Origin of the sequence: Streptomyces sp. NBC_00249 (assembly GCF_026342355.1) — a bacterium.
Lineage (GTDB): Bacteria > Actinomycetota > Actinomycetes > Streptomycetales > Streptomycetaceae > Streptomyces.
In genome coordinates, this window is record NZ_JAPEMV010000003.1 from 441470 (window position 1) to 458385 (window position 16916).

The window sequence follows — 16916 nt, forward strand, 5'->3', positions numbered from 1 at the left end:
AAGGGGGTGGTCATGCAGGGGCGAGAGCTCTCCCGCCGGGAGAGGAAGACCCTCGCGGACATCGAGCGCGTCCTGCGCCGGGACCCCGCGTTCGAGCGCCGGATCGTGGCCGAGTCGTGCCTCTTCTGCTCCTGCCCGGCGCCGGACGGTGCCGGACGGAGCCGCCTGCCGGCCCTCGCGCGGTCCATGGTGCTGCTGAGCCTGGGCCTCCTCGTGTCCGCCGCCGCCACGTCGGCACCCGCGTTGATCTGGGCCTTCGTCGTCGTCTACGCCGCCACGCTCGCCGTGCTCGCCCTCCTGGTCCGCAGGTGGCTCGGCCAGGAGCCGCCCGGTTCCCGCGGAGGCGGGCCCTGACCGAAGGAGCCACAGGCGTGGGGGCGGGGCTCCTCTTTGCGCCAAAGGGCTCCCGGCCAGGCCGGATCCATTCGATCGCCTCCGTAAACCCCGTACAGCTCAAGATCACTGCATCGAATTAACGGTGGCGGCTTGTCTTGGTGGGGCGCGCTCCGTGGCCGTTAGTGTTCCCGAGGATCTGGACGGATTCCCGTTGTTCGCCCAGCTATTTCCTCTATACCCCTGACGTGCGCATATGTCGCCGCCATCGCTGTGCCGAAGGAGCGTTCGCCCGATGACCGTTGAGACCAGCCAGGAATCCCAGCTGGAGCCGAGGCAGCAGTCCAGTCTGAGTACGGCGGCCGCCCGCAACCTCTCCACCACGACCAAGTCCGCCCCGCAGATGCAGGAGATCACCTCCCGCTGGCTGCTGCGGATGCTTCCCTGGGTGGAGACCAAGGGCGGTGCCTACCGGGTGAACCGCCGGCTCACGTACACCGTCGGCGACGGGCGCGTCGAGTTCATCCAGGACGGCGCCACGGTCCGGGTCATCCCCCGCGAACTCGGCGAACTGGCCCTGCTGCGCGGCTTCGAGGACGACGAGGTGCTCACCGCGCTCGCAGGCCGCTGCGTCCAGCGCGATTTCCGCGTCGGCGAGGTGCTGGTCGAACGCGGCAACCCGGCCGAGCAGATCCACCTGATCGCCCACGGCCGGATCGGCCAGACCTCCGTGGGCAAGTACGGCGACGAGGTGGCGGTCGCCACGCTCGCCGACGGTGACCGCTTCGGCGAGAACGCCCTCCTCGACGCCGACGCCACCTGGGACTACACCGCCACCGCCGAGACCTCCGGAACCCTGCTCACCCTCTCCCGCGCCGACTTCGCCGCCCTGGTGGCCACCGCGCCGACCCTCCAGGAGCACATCCGGCACTTCAGCACGCTCCCCGCCCAGCGGCAGAACCGTCACGGCGAGGCCGAGATCGCGATGTCCGCCGGCCACGTGGGCGAGGCCGAACTGCCCGGCGCCTTCGTCGACTACGAACTCAAGCCGCGCGAGTACGAACTCTCCGTAGCGCAGACCGTCCTGCGGGTCCACACCAGGGTCGCGGACCTCTACAACGGGCCGATGAACCAGACCGAGGAGCAGCTCAGGCTCACCATCGAGGCGCTGCGCGAGCGCCAGGAGCACGAGCTGGTCAACAACCGGGAGTTCGGCCTGCTCCACAACGCCGACTTCAAGCAGCGGATCCAGACCCACTCCGGCCCGCCCACCCCGGACGACCTCGACGAGCTGCTCTGCCGCCGCCGCGGTACCAAGCTCTTCCTCGCGCACCCGAAGACCATCGCGGCGGTCGGGCGCGAGTTCAACGCCCGCGGGCTCTACCCGGACCACGTCGACGTCGGCGGGCAGTCGGTGCCGTCCTGGCGCGGGGTTCCGATCCTGCCCTGCAACAAGATCCCCATCAGCAAGGAGAACACCTCCTCGATCATCGCGATGCGTACCGGCGAGGAGAACCAGGGCGTCATCGGGCTGCGCCAGACCGGTCTCCCCGACGAGTACGAGCCGGGCCTGTCGGTGCGGTTCATGGGCATCAGCGAGCAGGCGCTCATCTCCTACCTGGTCACCACCTACTACTCCGCCGCCGTCCTGGTGCCCGACGCGCTCGGCGTGCTGGAGAACGTGCAGATCGCCCGCAGGCGCGACTGACGCGTCCGGAGGACCTCACCGGGCCGACGGCCCTGACCGCCCGGACGTTCCCGGGCCGGCCGGGCACGCCCGGGTCCGGGTCCGCCCACCCACCCATCTAGGAGTCACGGATGCCCGATCCAGGGCTTTCCCCCCTGCAGTCGAGCCTGCCGACCGCCCCCTCCGGCTTCGGCGCCCACGTCCTGGCCGACGCCCTGGCCCACGGCGTGGAAGCCGTGGCCTCCGCCCCCTCCGTACCCGTACAGGCGGCCGTACCGGCCCCGGCCGGACCGCTCTCCGCCATCGAGCGGATCCTGCGCGGCCCCAGCGGTCTGGGTACGGCGAGCTTGCGCCTGGCCCGCCGGGAGGCGCCCCAGGAGCCACCGGTCCCGGCCCTGCCGGCTCCGGCGGAGGGCACCGCGATCCCGGGCCTCTACTACCACCCGGTCCCGGACCCCGACCCCGTACGGGTCGAGGAGGTCAGCCGCCGGATCAAGGCATGGGCGCGGGACGAGGTCCAGGCCTTCCCCCCCGAGTGGGAGGACGAGTTCGACGGTTTCTCCGTGGCGCGCTACATGGTCGCCTGCCACCCCGATGCCCCCACGGTCGACCACCTCATGGCCGCCACCCGGCTGATGGTCGCCGAGAACGTCGTCGACGACGTGTACTGCGAGGACCACGGAGGCTCACCCGTCGGTCTGGGTGGACGGCTGCTGCTCGCCCACTCCGCCCTCGACCCCCTCCACACCACCGAGGAGTACGCCCCGGCCTGGGAGGAATCGCTTCTCTCCGACGCCCCGCGGCGCTCCTACCGCTCCGCGATGGAGCACTTCGTCCGGCTCGCCACCCCGGCCCAGGCGGACCGCTACCGGCACGACATGGCCCGCCTGCACATGGGCTACCTCGCGGAGGCCGCGTGGGCCGAGACGGAGTACGTGCCGCAGGTCTCGGAGTACCTGGCCATGCGGCAGTTCAACAACTTCCGCCCCTGCCCCACCATCACCGACACCATCGGCGGTTACGAACTCCCGGCCGACCTGCACGCCCTGCCCGCCATGCAGCGGGTCATCGCCCTCGCAGGCAACGCCACCACCGTCATGAACGACCTCTACTCGTACACCAAGGAACTCGGTGCCCGCGGCAAGCACCTGAACCTGCCCGTGGTGATCGCCGAGAAGGGCGGCCTGTCCGACAAGGAGGCCTACCTGAAGGCCGTCGAGGTCCACAACGACCTCATGCACGCCTTCGAGGCGGAAGCCGCGGCCCTGGCCGCCTCCTGCCCCGTCCCGGCCGTGCTGCGCTTCCTGCGGGGCGTGGCCGTGTGGGTCGACGGCAACCACTACTGGCACATGACCAACACCTATCGCTACACCCTGCCCGACTTCTGGTGAAAAGGATGGAATTATCCGTGACCAGCACTGAACTGCACACCACCGCCGCCAACGGGGCTGCCTCGTTCCTGATCCCCTCCCCGACGACCCCCTACCAGGGCGACATCGCCCGCTACTGGAACAACGAGGCCCGGCCGGTCAACCTGCGCCTGGGCGACGTCGACGGCCTTTACCACCACCACTACGGCATCGGTGACGTCGACCACGCCGCCCTCGGGGACGCCGGTGACGCCGAGTACGAGAAGCGGATGATCTCCGAGCTCCACCGCCTGGAGTCGGCCCAGACGGACGTCCTCCTGGACCACCTCGGCCCCGTCGGCCGCGACGACACCCTCGTGGACGCCGGCTGCGGCCGCGGCGGCTCGATGGTCATGGCCCACCAGCGCTTCGGGTGCAAGGTCGAGGGAGTGACCCTCTCCACCAAGCAGGCCGATTTCGCCAACCAGCGCGCCCGGGACCTCGGCATCGGGGACCACGTCCGCGCCCGCGTCTGCAACATGCTCAGCACGCCGTTCGAGACCGGGCAGGCCGCGGCCTCCTGGAACAACGAGTCGAGCATGTACGTCGACCTCGACGACCTCTTCGCCGAGCACTCCCGCGTCCTCGCGGTCGGCGGCCGCTACGTGACCATCACCGGCTGCTGGAACCCCCGGTACGGCCAGCCGTCGAAGTGGGTCTCCCAGATCAACGCGCACTTCGAGTGCAACATCCACTCCCGCCGGGAGTACCTGCGCTCCATGGCCGACCACCGCCTCGTCCCGCAGGCCGTCGTCGACCTGACCGCGGCGACCCTGCCGTACTGGGAGCTGAGGGCCACGTCCTCGCTGGTCACCGGCATCGAGGAGGCGTTCATCAACTCCTACAAGGACGGTTCCTTCCAGTACCTGCTGATCGCCGCCGACCGGGTCTGACCCGAGTCCGGGCATCCGTAGCCCCGCGCCCGCCTCCCGGCGGCGCGGGGCTACGCGCATGTGCGGGCGGGTCCGGCGGCCGGAGTCGCTGTGGATCGGCTGTGAACGCACGTACGGGAGGGGTGCGGGGTACGGGAGGAGTTCCGACAAGTTCTATATTCGTACGAAGCATCCACGCGCGGCCCGGCTGCGGGTGATCAGGGGGGACTACAGCGATGGCCGACACCGACACCGCACCGGGCACCAGGGCGGAGTCCCGCAGCTCCCGCAAGGTCCGCAGGAAGGCGCGCAGCCGCAAGCGCCTAGCGATCGCCGTGGCCGTGCTCGCCCTGGGCGGGGCCGCCGCCACCGGGTACGCCGTGACCACGGGCGGGTCCTCCGGGGCCGGCCAGGGAGACGCGAAGCTCGCGGCCGCCGGCGACACGAACGGCGCCGGGAAGGGCACGGAGGCGCCCTGGGACGGCAAGGTCAAGGTGCTGGGCGACGGCTCCACCTCCTACACCGGCCCGAAGCAGGGCCAGCTCAAGGCCGAGCGGCTGAAGCCCGGGGAGAAGCCGCCGCAGTTCGTCGTCTTCTCCTGGGACGGCGCGCTGGAGGGCGACGACCACCTCTTCTCCCACTTCCGCCAGGTGGCCCGGGAGAGCAAGGCCCACATGACCTTCTTCCTCACGGGCATCTACCTGCTGCCGGACAGCAAGAAGTCGCTGTACCGCCCGCCGCAGCACAACCAGGGCGCGGCCGCGATCTCGTACCCGACCGTCCCGCACGTGAAGTCCACCCTCGGCCAGCTGCGCGGCGCCTGGACCGACGGCAACGAGATCGGCTCGCACTTCAACGGCCACTTCTGCGGTCCCAAGGGCGGCGGGGAGTGGAGCCCCGAGGAGTGGAAGAGCGAGATCGACCAGACGTACTCGTTCATCAAGAACTGGAAGACCAACACCGGCTTCACCGACGTGGCACCCCTGCCCTTCGACCCGGACCGGGAAGTGGTCGGCGGCCGTGCGCCCTGCCTGGAGGGCCAGAAGAACCTCATGACAGCGATCAAGCCCTACGGCTGGCGCTACGACGCGAGCTCCTCGGGCGACTTCCAGCTGTGGCCGTCCAAGCCGGACGGCATATGGAACTTCCCGCTCCAGCTGGTGCCCCTGCAGGGCAAGGAGGCGCAGGTCCTCTCCATGGACTTCAACTTCCTCTACAACCAGTCCGGCGACAGCACCCAGGGCGACCCGGCGAAGTTCGCGGGCTGGCAGGCGCAGGTCCGGGGCTCGTACATGAACGGCTTCAACCGCGTCTACAACGGAAGCCGGGCGCCCATGTTCATCGGCAACCACTTCGAGGACTGGAACGGCGGCATCTACATGAAGGCCGTCGAGGACGTGATGCGGGACGTCTGCCCCCGCCAGGACGTCCGCTGCGTGTCCTTCCGGGAGCTGGCCGACTGGCTCGACGCCCAGGACCCGAAGGTCCTGGCCCGGCTGCGCCTGCTCGACCCCGCGCAGGCGCCCGAGTGGACCGAGCTGATCAAGTAGTCGGGCCCGCCGGGGCGGCGGGCCGACGCGGAGCGGCTACTTCACGGCCTTGATGTAGTCCGCCCACAGGCGCACGGCCCGCTCGCTCGCGGGCGTGCCCGGGGCGTCGCCGCCCAGGCCCGTCAGCGGCTGGGGGATCAGGTCGGTGAGGGACATCCGGTAGACCACCACCGCCGTGGACTCCTTCTCGGTGTTGGCCACGAACCAGCCCGCCGTGTTCGCCGCCGTCGTCCCGGTCTTGCCCGCGGCGCCCGGGTGCGCGGTGCGCGCCGTCTTCGCCGATCCGTCGGTGACGGCGTCCCGCAGGGCCTCCGTCACCGAGCGCGCCGCCCGGGCCGACATCGCCCGGGCCGGCTTCGGTCCGTCGAGCGGCACCGCGTTGCCGTTGAGGGTGACCGAGCGCACCGAGTACGGGTCGGTGTGCATGCCGTCGGCGGCGAAGGTCTCGTAGGCGCCGGCCATGCGGATCGCGCTGGGGGTCGAGTTCTCCCCGAGCGCGAAGGTGGGGATGCGCTGCCCGAGGCTCGATCCGAGCAGGCCCGCGCGCTCCGCGAAGGTCTCCACCCGGTCGAGCCCGACGTCGACGCCGAGCTGCACCATCGGGGTGTTGACGGAGTTGGCGACGGCCTGCCGCAAGGTCACCTGCCCCCAGCTGCGGGCACCGTCGTTGCGGCCCTTCACCACCTTCCCGGAGCGGTCCCAGTACGGGCCCTCCGGAGTCTGCACGCTCACCTGGTCGTTGCCGTCGTAGGTGGTGGCGGCGGTGACGGGCGTACGGGCCCGGCCGCGCGTGCGGAGCACGCCCTCGTCGAGCGCGGCGGCGTAGACGATCGGGGTGAAGGCCGTACCGACCGGGATGGTCGTCGCGTTCGACTCGTTGAACCCCTGCTTCAGGTAGTCGGGGCCGCCGTACACGGCGAGCAGCCGGCCGTCCGGGGCGACGCTCGCCGCGCCGATCTTGGCGTGCGTGTCGGTGGCGGGCCGGCGCTCGGCGTCGAAGCCCTTCTGCGTCTGCTGCACGGCGGAGGTCAGGGCCGCCATCCGGGACTTGTCGAAGGTCGTGTAGATCTGGTAGCCGCCGAGGTCGAAGTCGGAGTCCTTGAGGTGCCCGGCCTTGATCGTGTACGCCTTGGCCATCTCCACCAGGTACCCGTCCTGCGCGTTGGCGGTGCCGGGGAGCGAAGCGGCCGTGGGCTCGGGGAACTTCGTGTACGTGGCGCGCTCGGCGGGCGAGAGCTGACCCGTCACGACCATCCGGTCCAGGATCCAGGACCAGCGCTCGACGGCCCGCTCGCGGTTCTCCTTGCTGAGGGTGGGGTCGTACAGCCCGGCGCCCTTCAGGAGGGAGGCCAGGAAGGCGCCCTCGCTGGCGTTCAGCTGGGAGACGTCCTTGCGGTAGTACGCCTGTGAGGCGCGTTGGATGCCGTAGGTGCCCCGCCCGAACCAGCTGGTGTTGAGGTAGTCCTCCAGGATCTGCTTCTTGTCCTTCTGGTTGTCCAGCTTGACCGCGAGCAGCAGTTCGGTGAACTTGCGGGACAGGGTGCGGTCCTGGTTCAGGTAGGCGTTCTTCACGTACTGCTGGGTGATGGTGGAGCCGCCCTGGGTCTCGCCGCCCGTCACGGCGGCGCGCAGGGCGCGCAGCACGCCGGAGGGGGAGACGCCGGGGTCCGAGTAGAAGCTCGCGTTCTCGGCCGCGAGCACGGCGCCCTGGACCTTCGCGGGGACCCGGTCCAGCTGCATCTCCTGCCGGCTCACCCAGCCCGCCCGGGCCATCGTGGAGCCGTCCGCCCAGTAGTAGACGTTGTCCTGTTGTGTGGCGAAGGAGTTGAGGTCGTCCGGAATGTCCGTGACCACGTACGCGATCCCGACGAATCCCGTCATTCCGACGAACAGGTAGAGGAGGGCGCCAAGCCACTGGCGCCGCGAGGGGATCCAGCGGCGCCAGCCGGTGCGGCCCGGCCGCGGGAAGTCGGGCTTCAGGCGCCGCAGGCGGGTGCGGGCGGCCGTGACGGCAGGGGCGAGGGCGGGTGCGAGGGCGGCTTTGAGAGCGCCGAGACGCCCGGCCCGCGCCGGGGCCTTGCGTCGCCCGCCGGACGTGCCCCGACGGCTCGACGCGGCTCTGACGCCGCGCTTGGAGGCCCGTATGCCCCGGTATCTCCCTTTTGCGTCCTTGTCCTGCCTACCCACTCCGAATGCCCCCTGTGCCGTGCTTTCTTCACACACCCTAGATGCACTGGCTGTGAGGCGGGCCGGGTGGTCGCCGGTTCCCGGCGTGCGGGACCGGGCGGTCCGCGGTGGTGAAAGCGGAGGCGGAGCTCCCGGTGCGGGCGGCGCGCGCAGCCGGGTGAAGGCCGGTGAAACGGAACGGAACGAACAGGTCGCCCAGTTGTGCGAAGATTCCGTCCCTCGGTCCGAGCGGACCGGGTGACAAGGGGAAACACAGTGATACCGAAGAGGTTCAGGCCCGCTGCGATCGCGGCCCTGACCGTAGCCCTGGCGTCAGGAAGCCTGTTCGCCTACTCGGCGAGTGCCGGTACCGGGCCCAGAGCGGCCGACCGCGCCACCGCCGACACCTTCGGCCGACTGGCCGACGACGTGCTCTCGCAGCGCACCCAGGCCCTGGTCGACGGCCAGGTGGGGCGCCACTCCTCCGGCAAGGCCTCCACGAAGGCGCGCCTGTCGGTCCAGCTGAAGAAGGACGAGGACGCCGCGATCGCGTCCCTGCGGTCCCGCAAGACGCGGCTGGCGGAGCTCGGCGAGGCCTACTCCGCCGCCGACACCCGCGTCGCCGTGGACAAGGCCACGGTCGCCGGCGGCAAGGCGACCGTCCAGGTCACCGAGGAGACCACGCTCACCTACAAGAAGGTGCGCGGGGACGAGCCGGCCACGACCGACTTCCGCACCCGCTACGAGCTGACGCTCACCAGCAAGCGGGGCGGTGACTGGGAGCTGACCTCGATCAAGTCCCAGGAGGCCGGTCCGGTCGCGGTCAACGAGCCGGTGGCGGCCAAGGCGAACGTCGTCAAGGACGACGGCAACCAGTACCCGGACGGCACGCCCGCCTCCACCAAGTACCCGGCGACGCCGAAGCCCAAGGCGAAGACCGGCGGCGCCTACGACTACGCCGCCATGACGAAGTACGCGGAGAAGTACTGGCGCAACTACAACCCCGAGTACCGCAAGTTCAGCGGCGCCGGGGGCGACTGCACCAACTTCATCAGCCAGGCGCTGAAGGCGGGTGGCTGGAAGCCGGTTCCGGGTTCCACGTCGGACTACCGGAACTGGAACTACGAGGCCACCCGTCAGACCGACTCCTGGGTCGGCGCCAACGAGTGGGCGTGGTTCACGCTGTCCAACGAGCGGGCCGCCAACCTGGCCAACGTCTACCAGATGGACGTCGGCGACATCCTCCAGGTGGACTTCAACAAGGACGGGTCCAAGGACCACTCCATGATGGTGACGTACCGCAGCGGCAACGGCATGCCGTACCTCACCTACCACTCCACCAACACCTACCGGAAGTCGCTCGCGAGCATCATCGCGTCGTACCCGAACGCGGTCTACTTCGCGTACCGCACCTGACGGACGCCCCACCGGCGCCTCCCGCCGCGGATCCACCGCGGCGGGAGGCGCCGGCCCCCGTGTCGGGTGCCCGTGCTCAGGTGCCCGTCCGGATGTTCAGCGACCACCTGACCAGCACCCCGGCGGCCGGGCCCACCGCATCGGTGATCTTGAGCTTCCAGCTGCCCGGCACGGCGTCGCCGATCAGCGGCGCGAGCAGGGAGGGCGGCTGCGAGTCCAGCCTCACCCGCAGGTTCTTGGTGTCGCCGCCCGTGCGGTTGTGGATCACGGCCCGGCGGCCGCTCGGCGCCATCAGGACCACGCGCAGGTCGCCGATCCTGGGGTGCTCGATGTCGATCTTCACCTTGAGGTCCCGGACCGTGCCCTCGCCCTCCAGGGCGATCACGTCGGTCAGACCGCCGGCGTCCTCCTCGGGGATCACCGCGCCCGGCGCCGACTCGCCGGTGACCAGCGTGCCCGCGACGCCCTGCGCGCCCGTGCGGAAGGTGAGGACCTCGCCCGGGGCGGAGATGTCGGAGATGGTCAGCCCGGACTCCGAGCCGTCCCACCACAGGGACGCGGGACGGCTGCTGTGCGAGACGGCCGTGCCCAGCGTGGGGCCGTACAGGTCCGCGCCGTCGCCCTGGTTCTGGAAGGTCTCCAGGTCCCGGTGGCCGTCCGCCTGGAGGAGCGCGCACTGGTAGTGGTTCGTCGGCGTGCCGTTCTGGAACTCGTTCGACCCCTTGATGTCGCAGTGGTAGACGGCGAGTCCGCTGGAGGTCAGCTCGGAGTCGAAGCCCATGCGGCTGCGGTTCTCGACGAGGTAGTACTCGATGTTCTTGCGCTGCGGGTGCTGGTAGATCAGCGAGGTGTCGTACGCGCCCTGCCGGGCCTCGTGGACGCCGGGCGCGGAGATGTCGACGTCGTGGGTCCAGCCCACCAGGCGGCGCAGGTAGACGCAGACCGCGGACGGGAGGAACCCGTCACCCAGGTTGTTGCCGGCGGCCATCGCGCAGTACGTGCCCAGGCCGGCGCTGGTGAAGTCGTCGCCCTCGCGCTCGATCTTTCCGTAGTCGTACAGGTCCGGCCACCGGCACAGCAGGTGCCCGCTCTCGTGGCAGAAGGTGCCGATGCTCAGGTCGGCCGCGGTCTCCCCGATGCTCGTGACGGTGTACAGGTCCGTCCGCACGCTGCCGATCTGCGCGGGGAAGCGGAAGTTGTGCGGCCAGAGGTCGCCCCTGAACTCCGTCCGGCCCGCGTACATGATGCAGACGGAGTCGACGACGCCGCGCCCGAGCGAGTCGAACCGGCTGAAGTCGACGCCGGCGTCGGCGGCCGCCTGCAGCGCTTCCGGTACGAGCTTCCCCTCGTTCACGGGGAGGCTGTACGACAGCCGGGGACGGCTCAGGCGCAGCGGGCCGACCACGGTGTTGGAGAACCGGAGCTTGCCCGTCGACATCGTGCGGAAGAACTCCTTGACGGAGCACCTGTTGCCGTTCGCCGTGAAGCCGGGGCTGTTCAGCAGGGCGGAGACCTCGTCGACGGTCACGTCCGTGGGAGTGCCCGGGAAGTCGACGAGGATCGTGAGGCCCTGGACGTCGCCCTCGTTGAGGACGAAGCCGGGCAGGAGGCCCTTCTCGGGGCCGAAGGTCAGCAGGGTGTCCGGGTCGGTGGTGGCCCGATCCTCCTCCGGGAGCATCTGGATCAGCCGGTCCTTCACCACGTCCCGCCGGTAGGTCTGTCCCTCCCGCAGGTGACGTGGCAGCCCCTCGGGCGCGGGCTGGGTGATGGGCGTACTGCTGGAGACGAACCGGCGCTCGGCTCCGCGGCTGTCCGTCTCGGCGTAGCAGTAGCAGCCGCGGGTCTCGTCGTAGACGACCGAGTAGCCGTCGAGCGTCTCGTACCGGGCGTACTTGTCGTCGCCGAAGGCGACGAGTCTGACGTCAGCGCCTTCTTCCTGGGTGAAGGTGAGGGTGTCGCCGAAGATGCCACTCATCGCAAAGCGCCTCCCGGAACGCAGTCGGGCACACGAGGGCTGTCCCTCCCAGCGTCGCGGCGATCCCGCGATCCGCACAGGGCAGAAGGGCCCACGCCGGACGGGGCAGTTCCGCCCCGGTCAGGACGCCGTGGTGATCAGGTCGTGGGTGATGGCGAAGCGCGTCAGGTCGGCCCGCCGCCGGGAGCCGATCTTGTCGCGGAGCCGGTCCAGGTGGGAGTGCACGGTGTGTTCGCTGATGCCCAGCCGGACGGCGATGGCGTGGTCGGTCTCCCCGTGGGCGATCAGCTCCAGGATCTGCCGCTCGCGGTCGGTGACGCGGCAGGCGGGCGCCGCGTCCGGGCCGGGGCCCACGGCGAGATCGGCGGAGACGTACGAACAGCCCCCCGCGACGAGCCGGATCGCGGCCAGCAGCTCCCGTTCGTCGGCCCGGCGGCTCAGGCAGCCGCGCGCTCCGGCGTGCAGGGCGGTCAGGTCGGCCCTGAGGGCCGGACCGTCGGGGGAGGCGCCGGAGGAGGGGGAGGCCGGGGCGGGCTTGCGGGCGGCGGAGGAGACCACGAGGACGCCGAGCCCGTGGGCGACCAGCCGTGCCACGACCTCCGCCAGGCAGGCGGGCGACAGCTGGAGGTCGACGAGCACGACGTCACCGGGCCCCAGGACGGCCAGCGCCTCGTCCACCGAACCGGTGCCGAGGACGAACGTCAGGCCGTCGGCCGCCTCCACCACCTTCGCGACGCCGTGGCGCAGCAGCGGGCAGTCACCGAGGACGGCGACCCGTCTCGCGTCCGCACTCATGCGCGCCTCGCTCCCGCGTGGCCCTGCGCCCGGCTGGGAGCGCGGCCCCACCCCTCCAGTCTTGGCCCTGCGTGCCCGTCCGGCATGCCGGACGGGCACGCAGGGCGCGGGAGAGGGCCCCGGACCGCTCCGATCCGGTCGAGCTGAGTGGCGGTCCGGTGAACCGCGTACGGCGGGCGGCGGGTCCGGGCGCAGGTCGCGGGCTCCGGTCCCCGCGGGCCGGAGGCCGCTCGCGGGCCCCGTACACCCCGTGCGAGCTGCCCGAACGACCATTCGGTCTCCCGTATGCGAACGGTGTGTCCGTAAAGCGACCATCGATATGCATCTCCCCTTCACATCGGACAGGCTTGGCCATGTCAACCAGCGATATCGCAAGCAGTTGTCGCAATCAATCATGGAATCGAAAGTGAGTCTCGTCGTGCGTCGCTTCACCGCAGTCTCCGCGTCCGCCGTCCTCCTCTGCCTGGCCGGGGCTTCCGGCGTGGCCCAGGCCCAGCCCACGAGCCTGTACGCCCCGTCCGCCATGGTCTTCACCGTCACCCAGGGCGACGCTGCCACGGACACCGTCCTGCGGGCCTCCGTCCTCAGCTGTACGCCGACCGCCAAGGGCACCCACCCCGACCCCACCGCCGCCTGCGGGGCCCTCAAGGCCACAGGCGGCGCCTTCGAACGCCTGCTGGCCGCCCCGGACGTGGACAGGGCCTGCCCGATGCACTACGACCCCGTCACCGTCACCGCGGACGGCGTGTGGCAGGGTGGCCGCGTCGCCTGGAAGCACACCTTCTCCAACGCCTGCGCCATGTCCGCGACCCTGAACGGCAACGCCGTCTTCGCCTTCTGACGCGGAGCCGTCCCGTATGGCAACAGCCGCCCCCGCTCCGTAGGCTCGGGTCCCGGAGCACTCGACGCGCCCGGGACGCACGGTCGCGTCGCGTACGGACTGGACGGGGAGCCTTCATGACCACACCGCGGGACCTGCTGATCGTCGCCGTCGACAGGGGGTCCGGCCGCCCCGTCGAGGAGGGCGACCTGTCGCTCGCGCTCGCGGGCGCCGAGGTGATCGACCTCCTCGCCGCCGATGCCGTGCGGCTGGCCGGGGAGCACATCGTGCCCGGCTACCAGCAGGACCTGGCCGACCGGATGCTGGACGAGGCGGCCGCCTCCCTCGTCCGGGAGGCGCCCTACGAGTCGGTCACCGACTGGCTGTGGCGCAGGGGCCGCGACCTGTCCGCCGCCTACCGGGCCGCCCTGGAGGCGGACGGGCAGCTCACCCGGCAACGCCGCCGCGGGCTCTCCCCCAAGGCCGGCGAGCTGATGCCGGCCGACTCGCCCGCCCGCCGCCGGGCCGCCGACCGCTGGACGTCCGACGAACCCGTCCTCGCCGCGCTCGCGGAGGCCGTCGGGCTCCGCGGCGAGCGCGCCGGGGACTCCCCGGACGTCACCGACGAAGCCGTGGCGACCGTACTCGCGGCCGTCAGCGACGCCGTGGTGGAGCTGGGGAGCGTACGGCAGCGCCGTGCCGTCGAGCAGGCGGCCTTCGACAACATCTGGCGGGGCGGCGGGCAGTGACGGGCGGGCACTCCCGCGGCCGGTGAACAGTCCGATAATCGATCTTCCCCGCACGGTAACTGAACTATCGTCAGGAAGGTGATCCACCTCCCTCTCGTCGTGCCCGCCCTCATCCTCCTCTTCAGCGCCGTGGCGTCGGTGTGGGCCGTGGTCCGCACCCGCCGGCTGCGGGCCGCGTGGCACAGCGGGGTGCAGGTCGGCGGGCGGTGCGTGAGCGGATACGTCGTCACGCGCCGCCGCAGCGGCGCGGCCCCGACCCGTACGCACCGTCACGTGTACGAGTTCGCCACCGCCGACGGCCGCGTCCACCGGTTCGAGGAGGCGGGCGGCCCGGCCACGACGGTGCCCGGCGACACGGTCCTCATCCGCTACCCGGCGGACCGGCCCGACCGCGCCACCGCCCTCGCCCCGAGCCCGGGCAAGGCCACGGCCGCCCTCGTCGTGGTCCTCACCTTCAGCGGACTCCTGGCCGCGGGGGCGCTCGCGTTCGCCGTCTTCTACGAGACGCAGGTCGCCGACCGGATCGACCGGCTGCCCGGCCTCCCCTCGCTGCCGCCCCCCGGGCCGGCCACGCCCTCCGCGGAACTCCCCCCGGGCTTCCCGACGGACCTCCCCACCGGCCCGCCCCCGGGCTTCCCCACGGGCCCGCCGCCCGGCTTTCCCACGGACTTTCCGACCGGCCCGCCGCCGGGCTTCCCCACGGACCTTCCCGCCGGCCCGCCCCCGGGCTTCCCCGCACCCCGCGTGCCGTAGGCCGTCCCCGAAAGGGACGGCCCGGGGTCACGGCCGCGTCGGACGAGCGGTCCACTTCGGCGCCCATTGGCCCGTGCGGTGCGCCCCAGCCTCGGATTGGCTGGTTCCGGACCTACCAGTTGATCTTGTCCGACCCGAGGAGTCCCCCGATGCCAGTACACGGACTTCCGCCCGGCACGCCGAGAGCACGCACCAGACGCCGCGGGGCCGCCCTCCGGGCGACGACGGGAGTTTGACGACAGGCCCTGGCGGGCCCGCGGCCGGATACCCTCGCCCTGGCTCGCGTACGACCGACTCGCCTGGGGGGCAGGGCACATGGACGTGGTGGTGGCGGCGGCCGACGCGCCGGGGACACGTTGATCACGACCGGGCCGGTGGCGGGCCTGCGCCCCGGCGATCCCGCCGTGCTGGGCGCCTGGCGGCTGGCGGGCGTACTCGGAGAAGGCGGCATGGGGACCGTCTACCTCGGCCGGGACGGACGGCGGGTCGGCGCCGTCAAGACCCTGAAGGCCGGCCTGACGGCGGATCCGCACCTCCTGGCGCGGTTCCGGCGGGAGCTGGAGGCCACGGGGGCCGCGCGCAGCCCCTACCTCCCCCGCCTCCTGGGGGCCGACCTGAGCGGGGCCGTGCCCTGGATGGCCACCGAGTTCGTGGCGGGGCCGACCCTGGAGCAATGCGTCGAAGGGCGCGGCCCGCTGCCGGCGGACACCGTACGGCAGCTCGGCGCCATGCTCGCCTCGGCGCTCGACGCGCTCCACCGGGCCGGCGCCGTGCACCGGGACCTCAAACCGTCGAACGTCCTGCTCGCCGTGGACGGGCCGCGCCTGGTCGACCTCGGGATCGCCCGGATGCCCGGCAGGACCACGCTCACCCTGACCGGACAGCGGCCCGGGTCCGCCGGGTACATGTCGCCCGAGCAGGTCATGGGGCGCGAACCGGGGCCGCCCGGCGACGTGTTCACACTGGGAGCGCTCCTGGTGTACGCGAGCACCGGGCACCACGCCTTCGAGGGCGGGCCCGCGCTCGCCGACTACCGGATCGTGCACGAGGAACCCGACCTGTCGCGCGTACCGGACCCGCCGGCCGCCCTCGTACGCCGCTGCCTGGACAAGGACCCCGGCCGCCGTCCCGCCCCCGCCGAACTGGCCGCACGGTGGCAGGCGCCCGCCCGGCGGGGCCCGGCGGGGTGGCTGCCCGAGGACGTCGCGCGGGACATCGAGACCATTCGCCGCCGTACGGCCCGGGCGGCCGGGCAACGGCCCGCACGGATGGGCCGGCGCCGGATCCTGGGCCTGACGGGAGCCGCCGCCGTGCTCGCCACGGGCGGCGGCGCGGCCTGGCGGTGGTACGGCGCCACCACGGCACGGGAAACCGGCACGGTGCCGCTGTGGGACGGGGCGCCCGGCGAACGCCCCGAGCCGCTGTGGAGCGTGACGGGCCTCGACCCGGAAGTCCCCTTCGGCCCCGCCCGGGCGGGCGGCGTGCTGCTCGTCGCGCACACCGGCCGGGTGAGCGCGCTCGACCCCCGCACCGGGAACCGCCTCTGGTCCTACGCCGGGGGCCGTGCGCCCGCCCCCTCCGCGCCCTGGCCGGTGCTGATCGGACCGGACGGGGTGCTGCGCGCGTTCGAACCCCGCACGGGCGAGGTGAACGGGCAGGGCCCCGACGGGCTCGCGCGGATCCTCGCCGCCGACGCCGACACCGTGTACGCGGCGGACACCGCCGGGCACCTGGTCGCCGTACGGCATGGCACGCGAGCGCCGCTGTGGCGCTCGCGTGACCCCCTCGCCCCGGCCGGCGCGGTGGCCGCGGCGGGCGCAGGACAGGTCCTGGTCACCCTCGCCGACGGCGCCACCCACGCGCTCGACCCGGCCACGGGGGAGCGGCGGTGGGCCGCCCCGGGCGGGAAGGGCGGCCTGCCCGCCGCGCCCGACACCGCCCTCACGGTCCTCGGCGGCCCGACCCTGCGCGGCCTCCTCCCCGCCGACGGGACCCGCCGCTGGGAGGTCCGGCCGATCGGGGTCACGGGAGGGTTCGGGGCGCCACGGATCCACGACGGGCACGTCTACGTCGCCGACGACGACGTGGTCCGCTGCCTGCGCCTCGCGGACGGCGCCGACGTACGCCAGCTCACCGGGGCGGGCGGCGGCTACGCACCCGCGCAGCCGGTGGCCGCCGCGCACGGCCTCTACGTCCCGCTGGCCGTCGCCGCGGCCGGCATCGCGGCGTTCCCCCTGACCGGGGACGCGGAACGCTACCGGTTCGCGCCCGCCGCCGAGCGGGACCGGATCTGTGAAGTGGCCGCGGTGGAACCGGTGATGGCGGTGCAGAGCGGCGACCGTCTGTACGGGCTGCCGCAGTTCTGACCCCCGGATTCCCTGCGGGACCGGA

General features: G+C 72.2%; 13 protein-coding genes. 10 read left to right on the top strand and 3 right to left on the bottom strand.

From position 1 onward, the window contains the following. The first annotated feature begins 12 nt into the window (after positions 1–12). The 5 genes from OOK31_RS16255 to OOK31_RS16275 all read left to right on the top strand — a co-directional run bounded on the left by OOK31_RS16255 (position 13) and on the right by OOK31_RS16275 (position 5851). The gene (locus OOK31_RS16255; protein ID WP_267087933.1) at positions 13–354 is read left to right on the top strand and encodes a DUF3040 domain-containing protein; all 342 of its coding nucleotides are present in this window, start codon (positions 13–15) and stop codon (positions 352–354) included. Between the two features lie 274 nt (positions 355–628). Beyond that, complete coding sequence (locus OOK31_RS16260; RefSeq protein WP_267087934.1) at positions 629–2041, top strand: family 2B encapsulin nanocompartment shell protein; 1413 nt, start codon at positions 629–631, stop codon at positions 2039–2041. Positions 2042–2151: 110 nt separating this feature from the next. Then, entirely contained in the window at positions 2152–3411 is a 1260-nt protein-coding gene (locus tag OOK31_RS16265) for a family 2 encapsulin nanocompartment cargo protein terpene cyclase (RefSeq protein ID WP_267087935.1), read from the top strand. Between the two features lie 17 nt (positions 3412–3428). Beyond that, positions 3429–4322, top strand: a complete 894-nt coding sequence (locus OOK31_RS16270; protein WP_267087936.1) for a geranyl diphosphate 2-C-methyltransferase — start codon at positions 3429–3431, stop codon at positions 4320–4322. 215 nt (positions 4323–4537) lie between these two features. After that, entirely contained in the window at positions 4538–5851 is a 1314-nt protein-coding gene (locus OOK31_RS16275; RefSeq protein ID WP_267087937.1) for a hypothetical protein, read from the top strand. Between the two features lie 36 nt (positions 5852–5887). On the opposite strand, the gene OOK31_RS16280 is transcribed toward OOK31_RS16275, so the two are convergent. Continuing rightward, positions 5888–7732 (bottom strand): transglycosylase domain-containing protein, encoded by a 1845-nt coding sequence (locus tag OOK31_RS16280; protein WP_267088302.1) that lies wholly within the window; start codon positions 7730–7732, stop codon positions 5888–5890. Between the two features lie 561 nt (positions 7733–8293). Between OOK31_RS16280 and OOK31_RS16285 the strand changes: the two genes are divergently transcribed. Then, positions 8294–9433 carry an amidase domain-containing protein gene (locus OOK31_RS16285; protein ID WP_267087938.1) on the top strand — a complete coding sequence of 380 codons (1140 nt, stop codon included), beginning with the start codon at positions 8294–8296 and terminating at the stop codon, positions 9431–9433. A gap of 76 nt (positions 9434–9509) precedes the next feature. On the opposite strand, the gene OOK31_RS16290 is transcribed toward OOK31_RS16285, so the two are convergent. Together OOK31_RS16290 and OOK31_RS16295 are read right to left on the bottom strand one after the other, a co-directional pair. Beyond that, entirely contained in the window at positions 9510–11408 is a 1899-nt protein-coding gene (locus OOK31_RS16290; protein ID WP_267087939.1) for a M6 family metalloprotease domain-containing protein, read from the bottom strand. Between the two features lie 120 nt (positions 11409–11528). Then, positions 11529–12203, bottom strand: coding sequence for a response regulator transcription factor (locus OOK31_RS16295; protein WP_267087940.1), 675 nt, complete (start codon positions 12201–12203; stop codon positions 11529–11531). 406 nt (positions 12204–12609) lie between these two features. Here OOK31_RS16295 and OOK31_RS16300 point away from each other — a divergent pair, with 406 nt between their 5' ends. From OOK31_RS16300 to OOK31_RS16315, 4 genes are all read left to right on the top strand, one after another. Further along, positions 12610–13044 carry a subtilase-type protease inhibitor gene (locus OOK31_RS16300; protein WP_267087941.1) on the top strand — a complete coding sequence of 145 codons (435 nt, stop codon included), beginning with the start codon at positions 12610–12612 and terminating at the stop codon, positions 13042–13044. Positions 13045–13160: 116 nt separating this feature from the next. Next, the gene (locus OOK31_RS16305) at positions 13161–13772 is read left to right on the top strand and encodes a GPP34 family phosphoprotein (protein ID WP_267087942.1); all 612 of its coding nucleotides are present in this window, start codon (positions 13161–13163) and stop codon (positions 13770–13772) included. A 78-nt stretch (positions 13773–13850) separates the two neighbouring features. After that, positions 13851–14525 carry a DUF3592 domain-containing protein gene (locus tag OOK31_RS16310; RefSeq protein WP_267087943.1) on the top strand — a complete coding sequence of 225 codons (675 nt, stop codon included), beginning with the start codon at positions 13851–13853 and terminating at the stop codon, positions 14523–14525. 356 nt (positions 14526–14881) lie between these two features. Next, positions 14882–16891 (top strand): protein kinase, encoded by a 2010-nt coding sequence (locus OOK31_RS16315; RefSeq protein ID WP_267087944.1) that lies wholly within the window; start codon positions 14882–14884, stop codon positions 16889–16891. Positions 16892–16916: the final 25 nt, after the last annotated feature.

Coding starts and splice junctions, on each gene's coding strand:
- OOK31_RS16255 (WP_267087933.1), top strand. CDS start 13: ATGCAGGGGCGAGAGCTCTCCCGCCGGGAGAGGAAGACCCTCGCGGAC.
- OOK31_RS16275 (WP_267087937.1), top strand. CDS start 4,538: ATGGCCGACACCGACACCGCACCGGGCACCAGGGCGGAGTCCCGCAGC.
- OOK31_RS16305 (WP_267087942.1), top strand. CDS start 13,161: ATGACCACACCGCGGGACCTGCTGATCGTCGCCGTCGACAGGGGGTCC.
- OOK31_RS16290 (WP_267087939.1), bottom strand. CDS start 11,408: ATGAGTGGCATCTTCGGCGACACCCTCACCTTCACCCAGGAAGAAGGC.
- OOK31_RS16295 (WP_267087940.1), bottom strand. CDS start 12,203: ATGAGTGCGGACGCGAGACGGGTCGCCGTCCTCGGTGACTGCCCGCTG.
- OOK31_RS16265 (WP_267087935.1), top strand. CDS start 2,152: ATGCCCGATCCAGGGCTTTCCCCCCTGCAGTCGAGCCTGCCGACCGCC.
- OOK31_RS16260 (WP_267087934.1), top strand. CDS start 629: ATGACCGTTGAGACCAGCCAGGAATCCCAGCTGGAGCCGAGGCAGCAG.
- OOK31_RS16280 (WP_267088302.1), bottom strand. CDS start 7,732: ATGACGGGATTCGTCGGGATCGCGTACGTGGTCACGGACATTCCGGAC.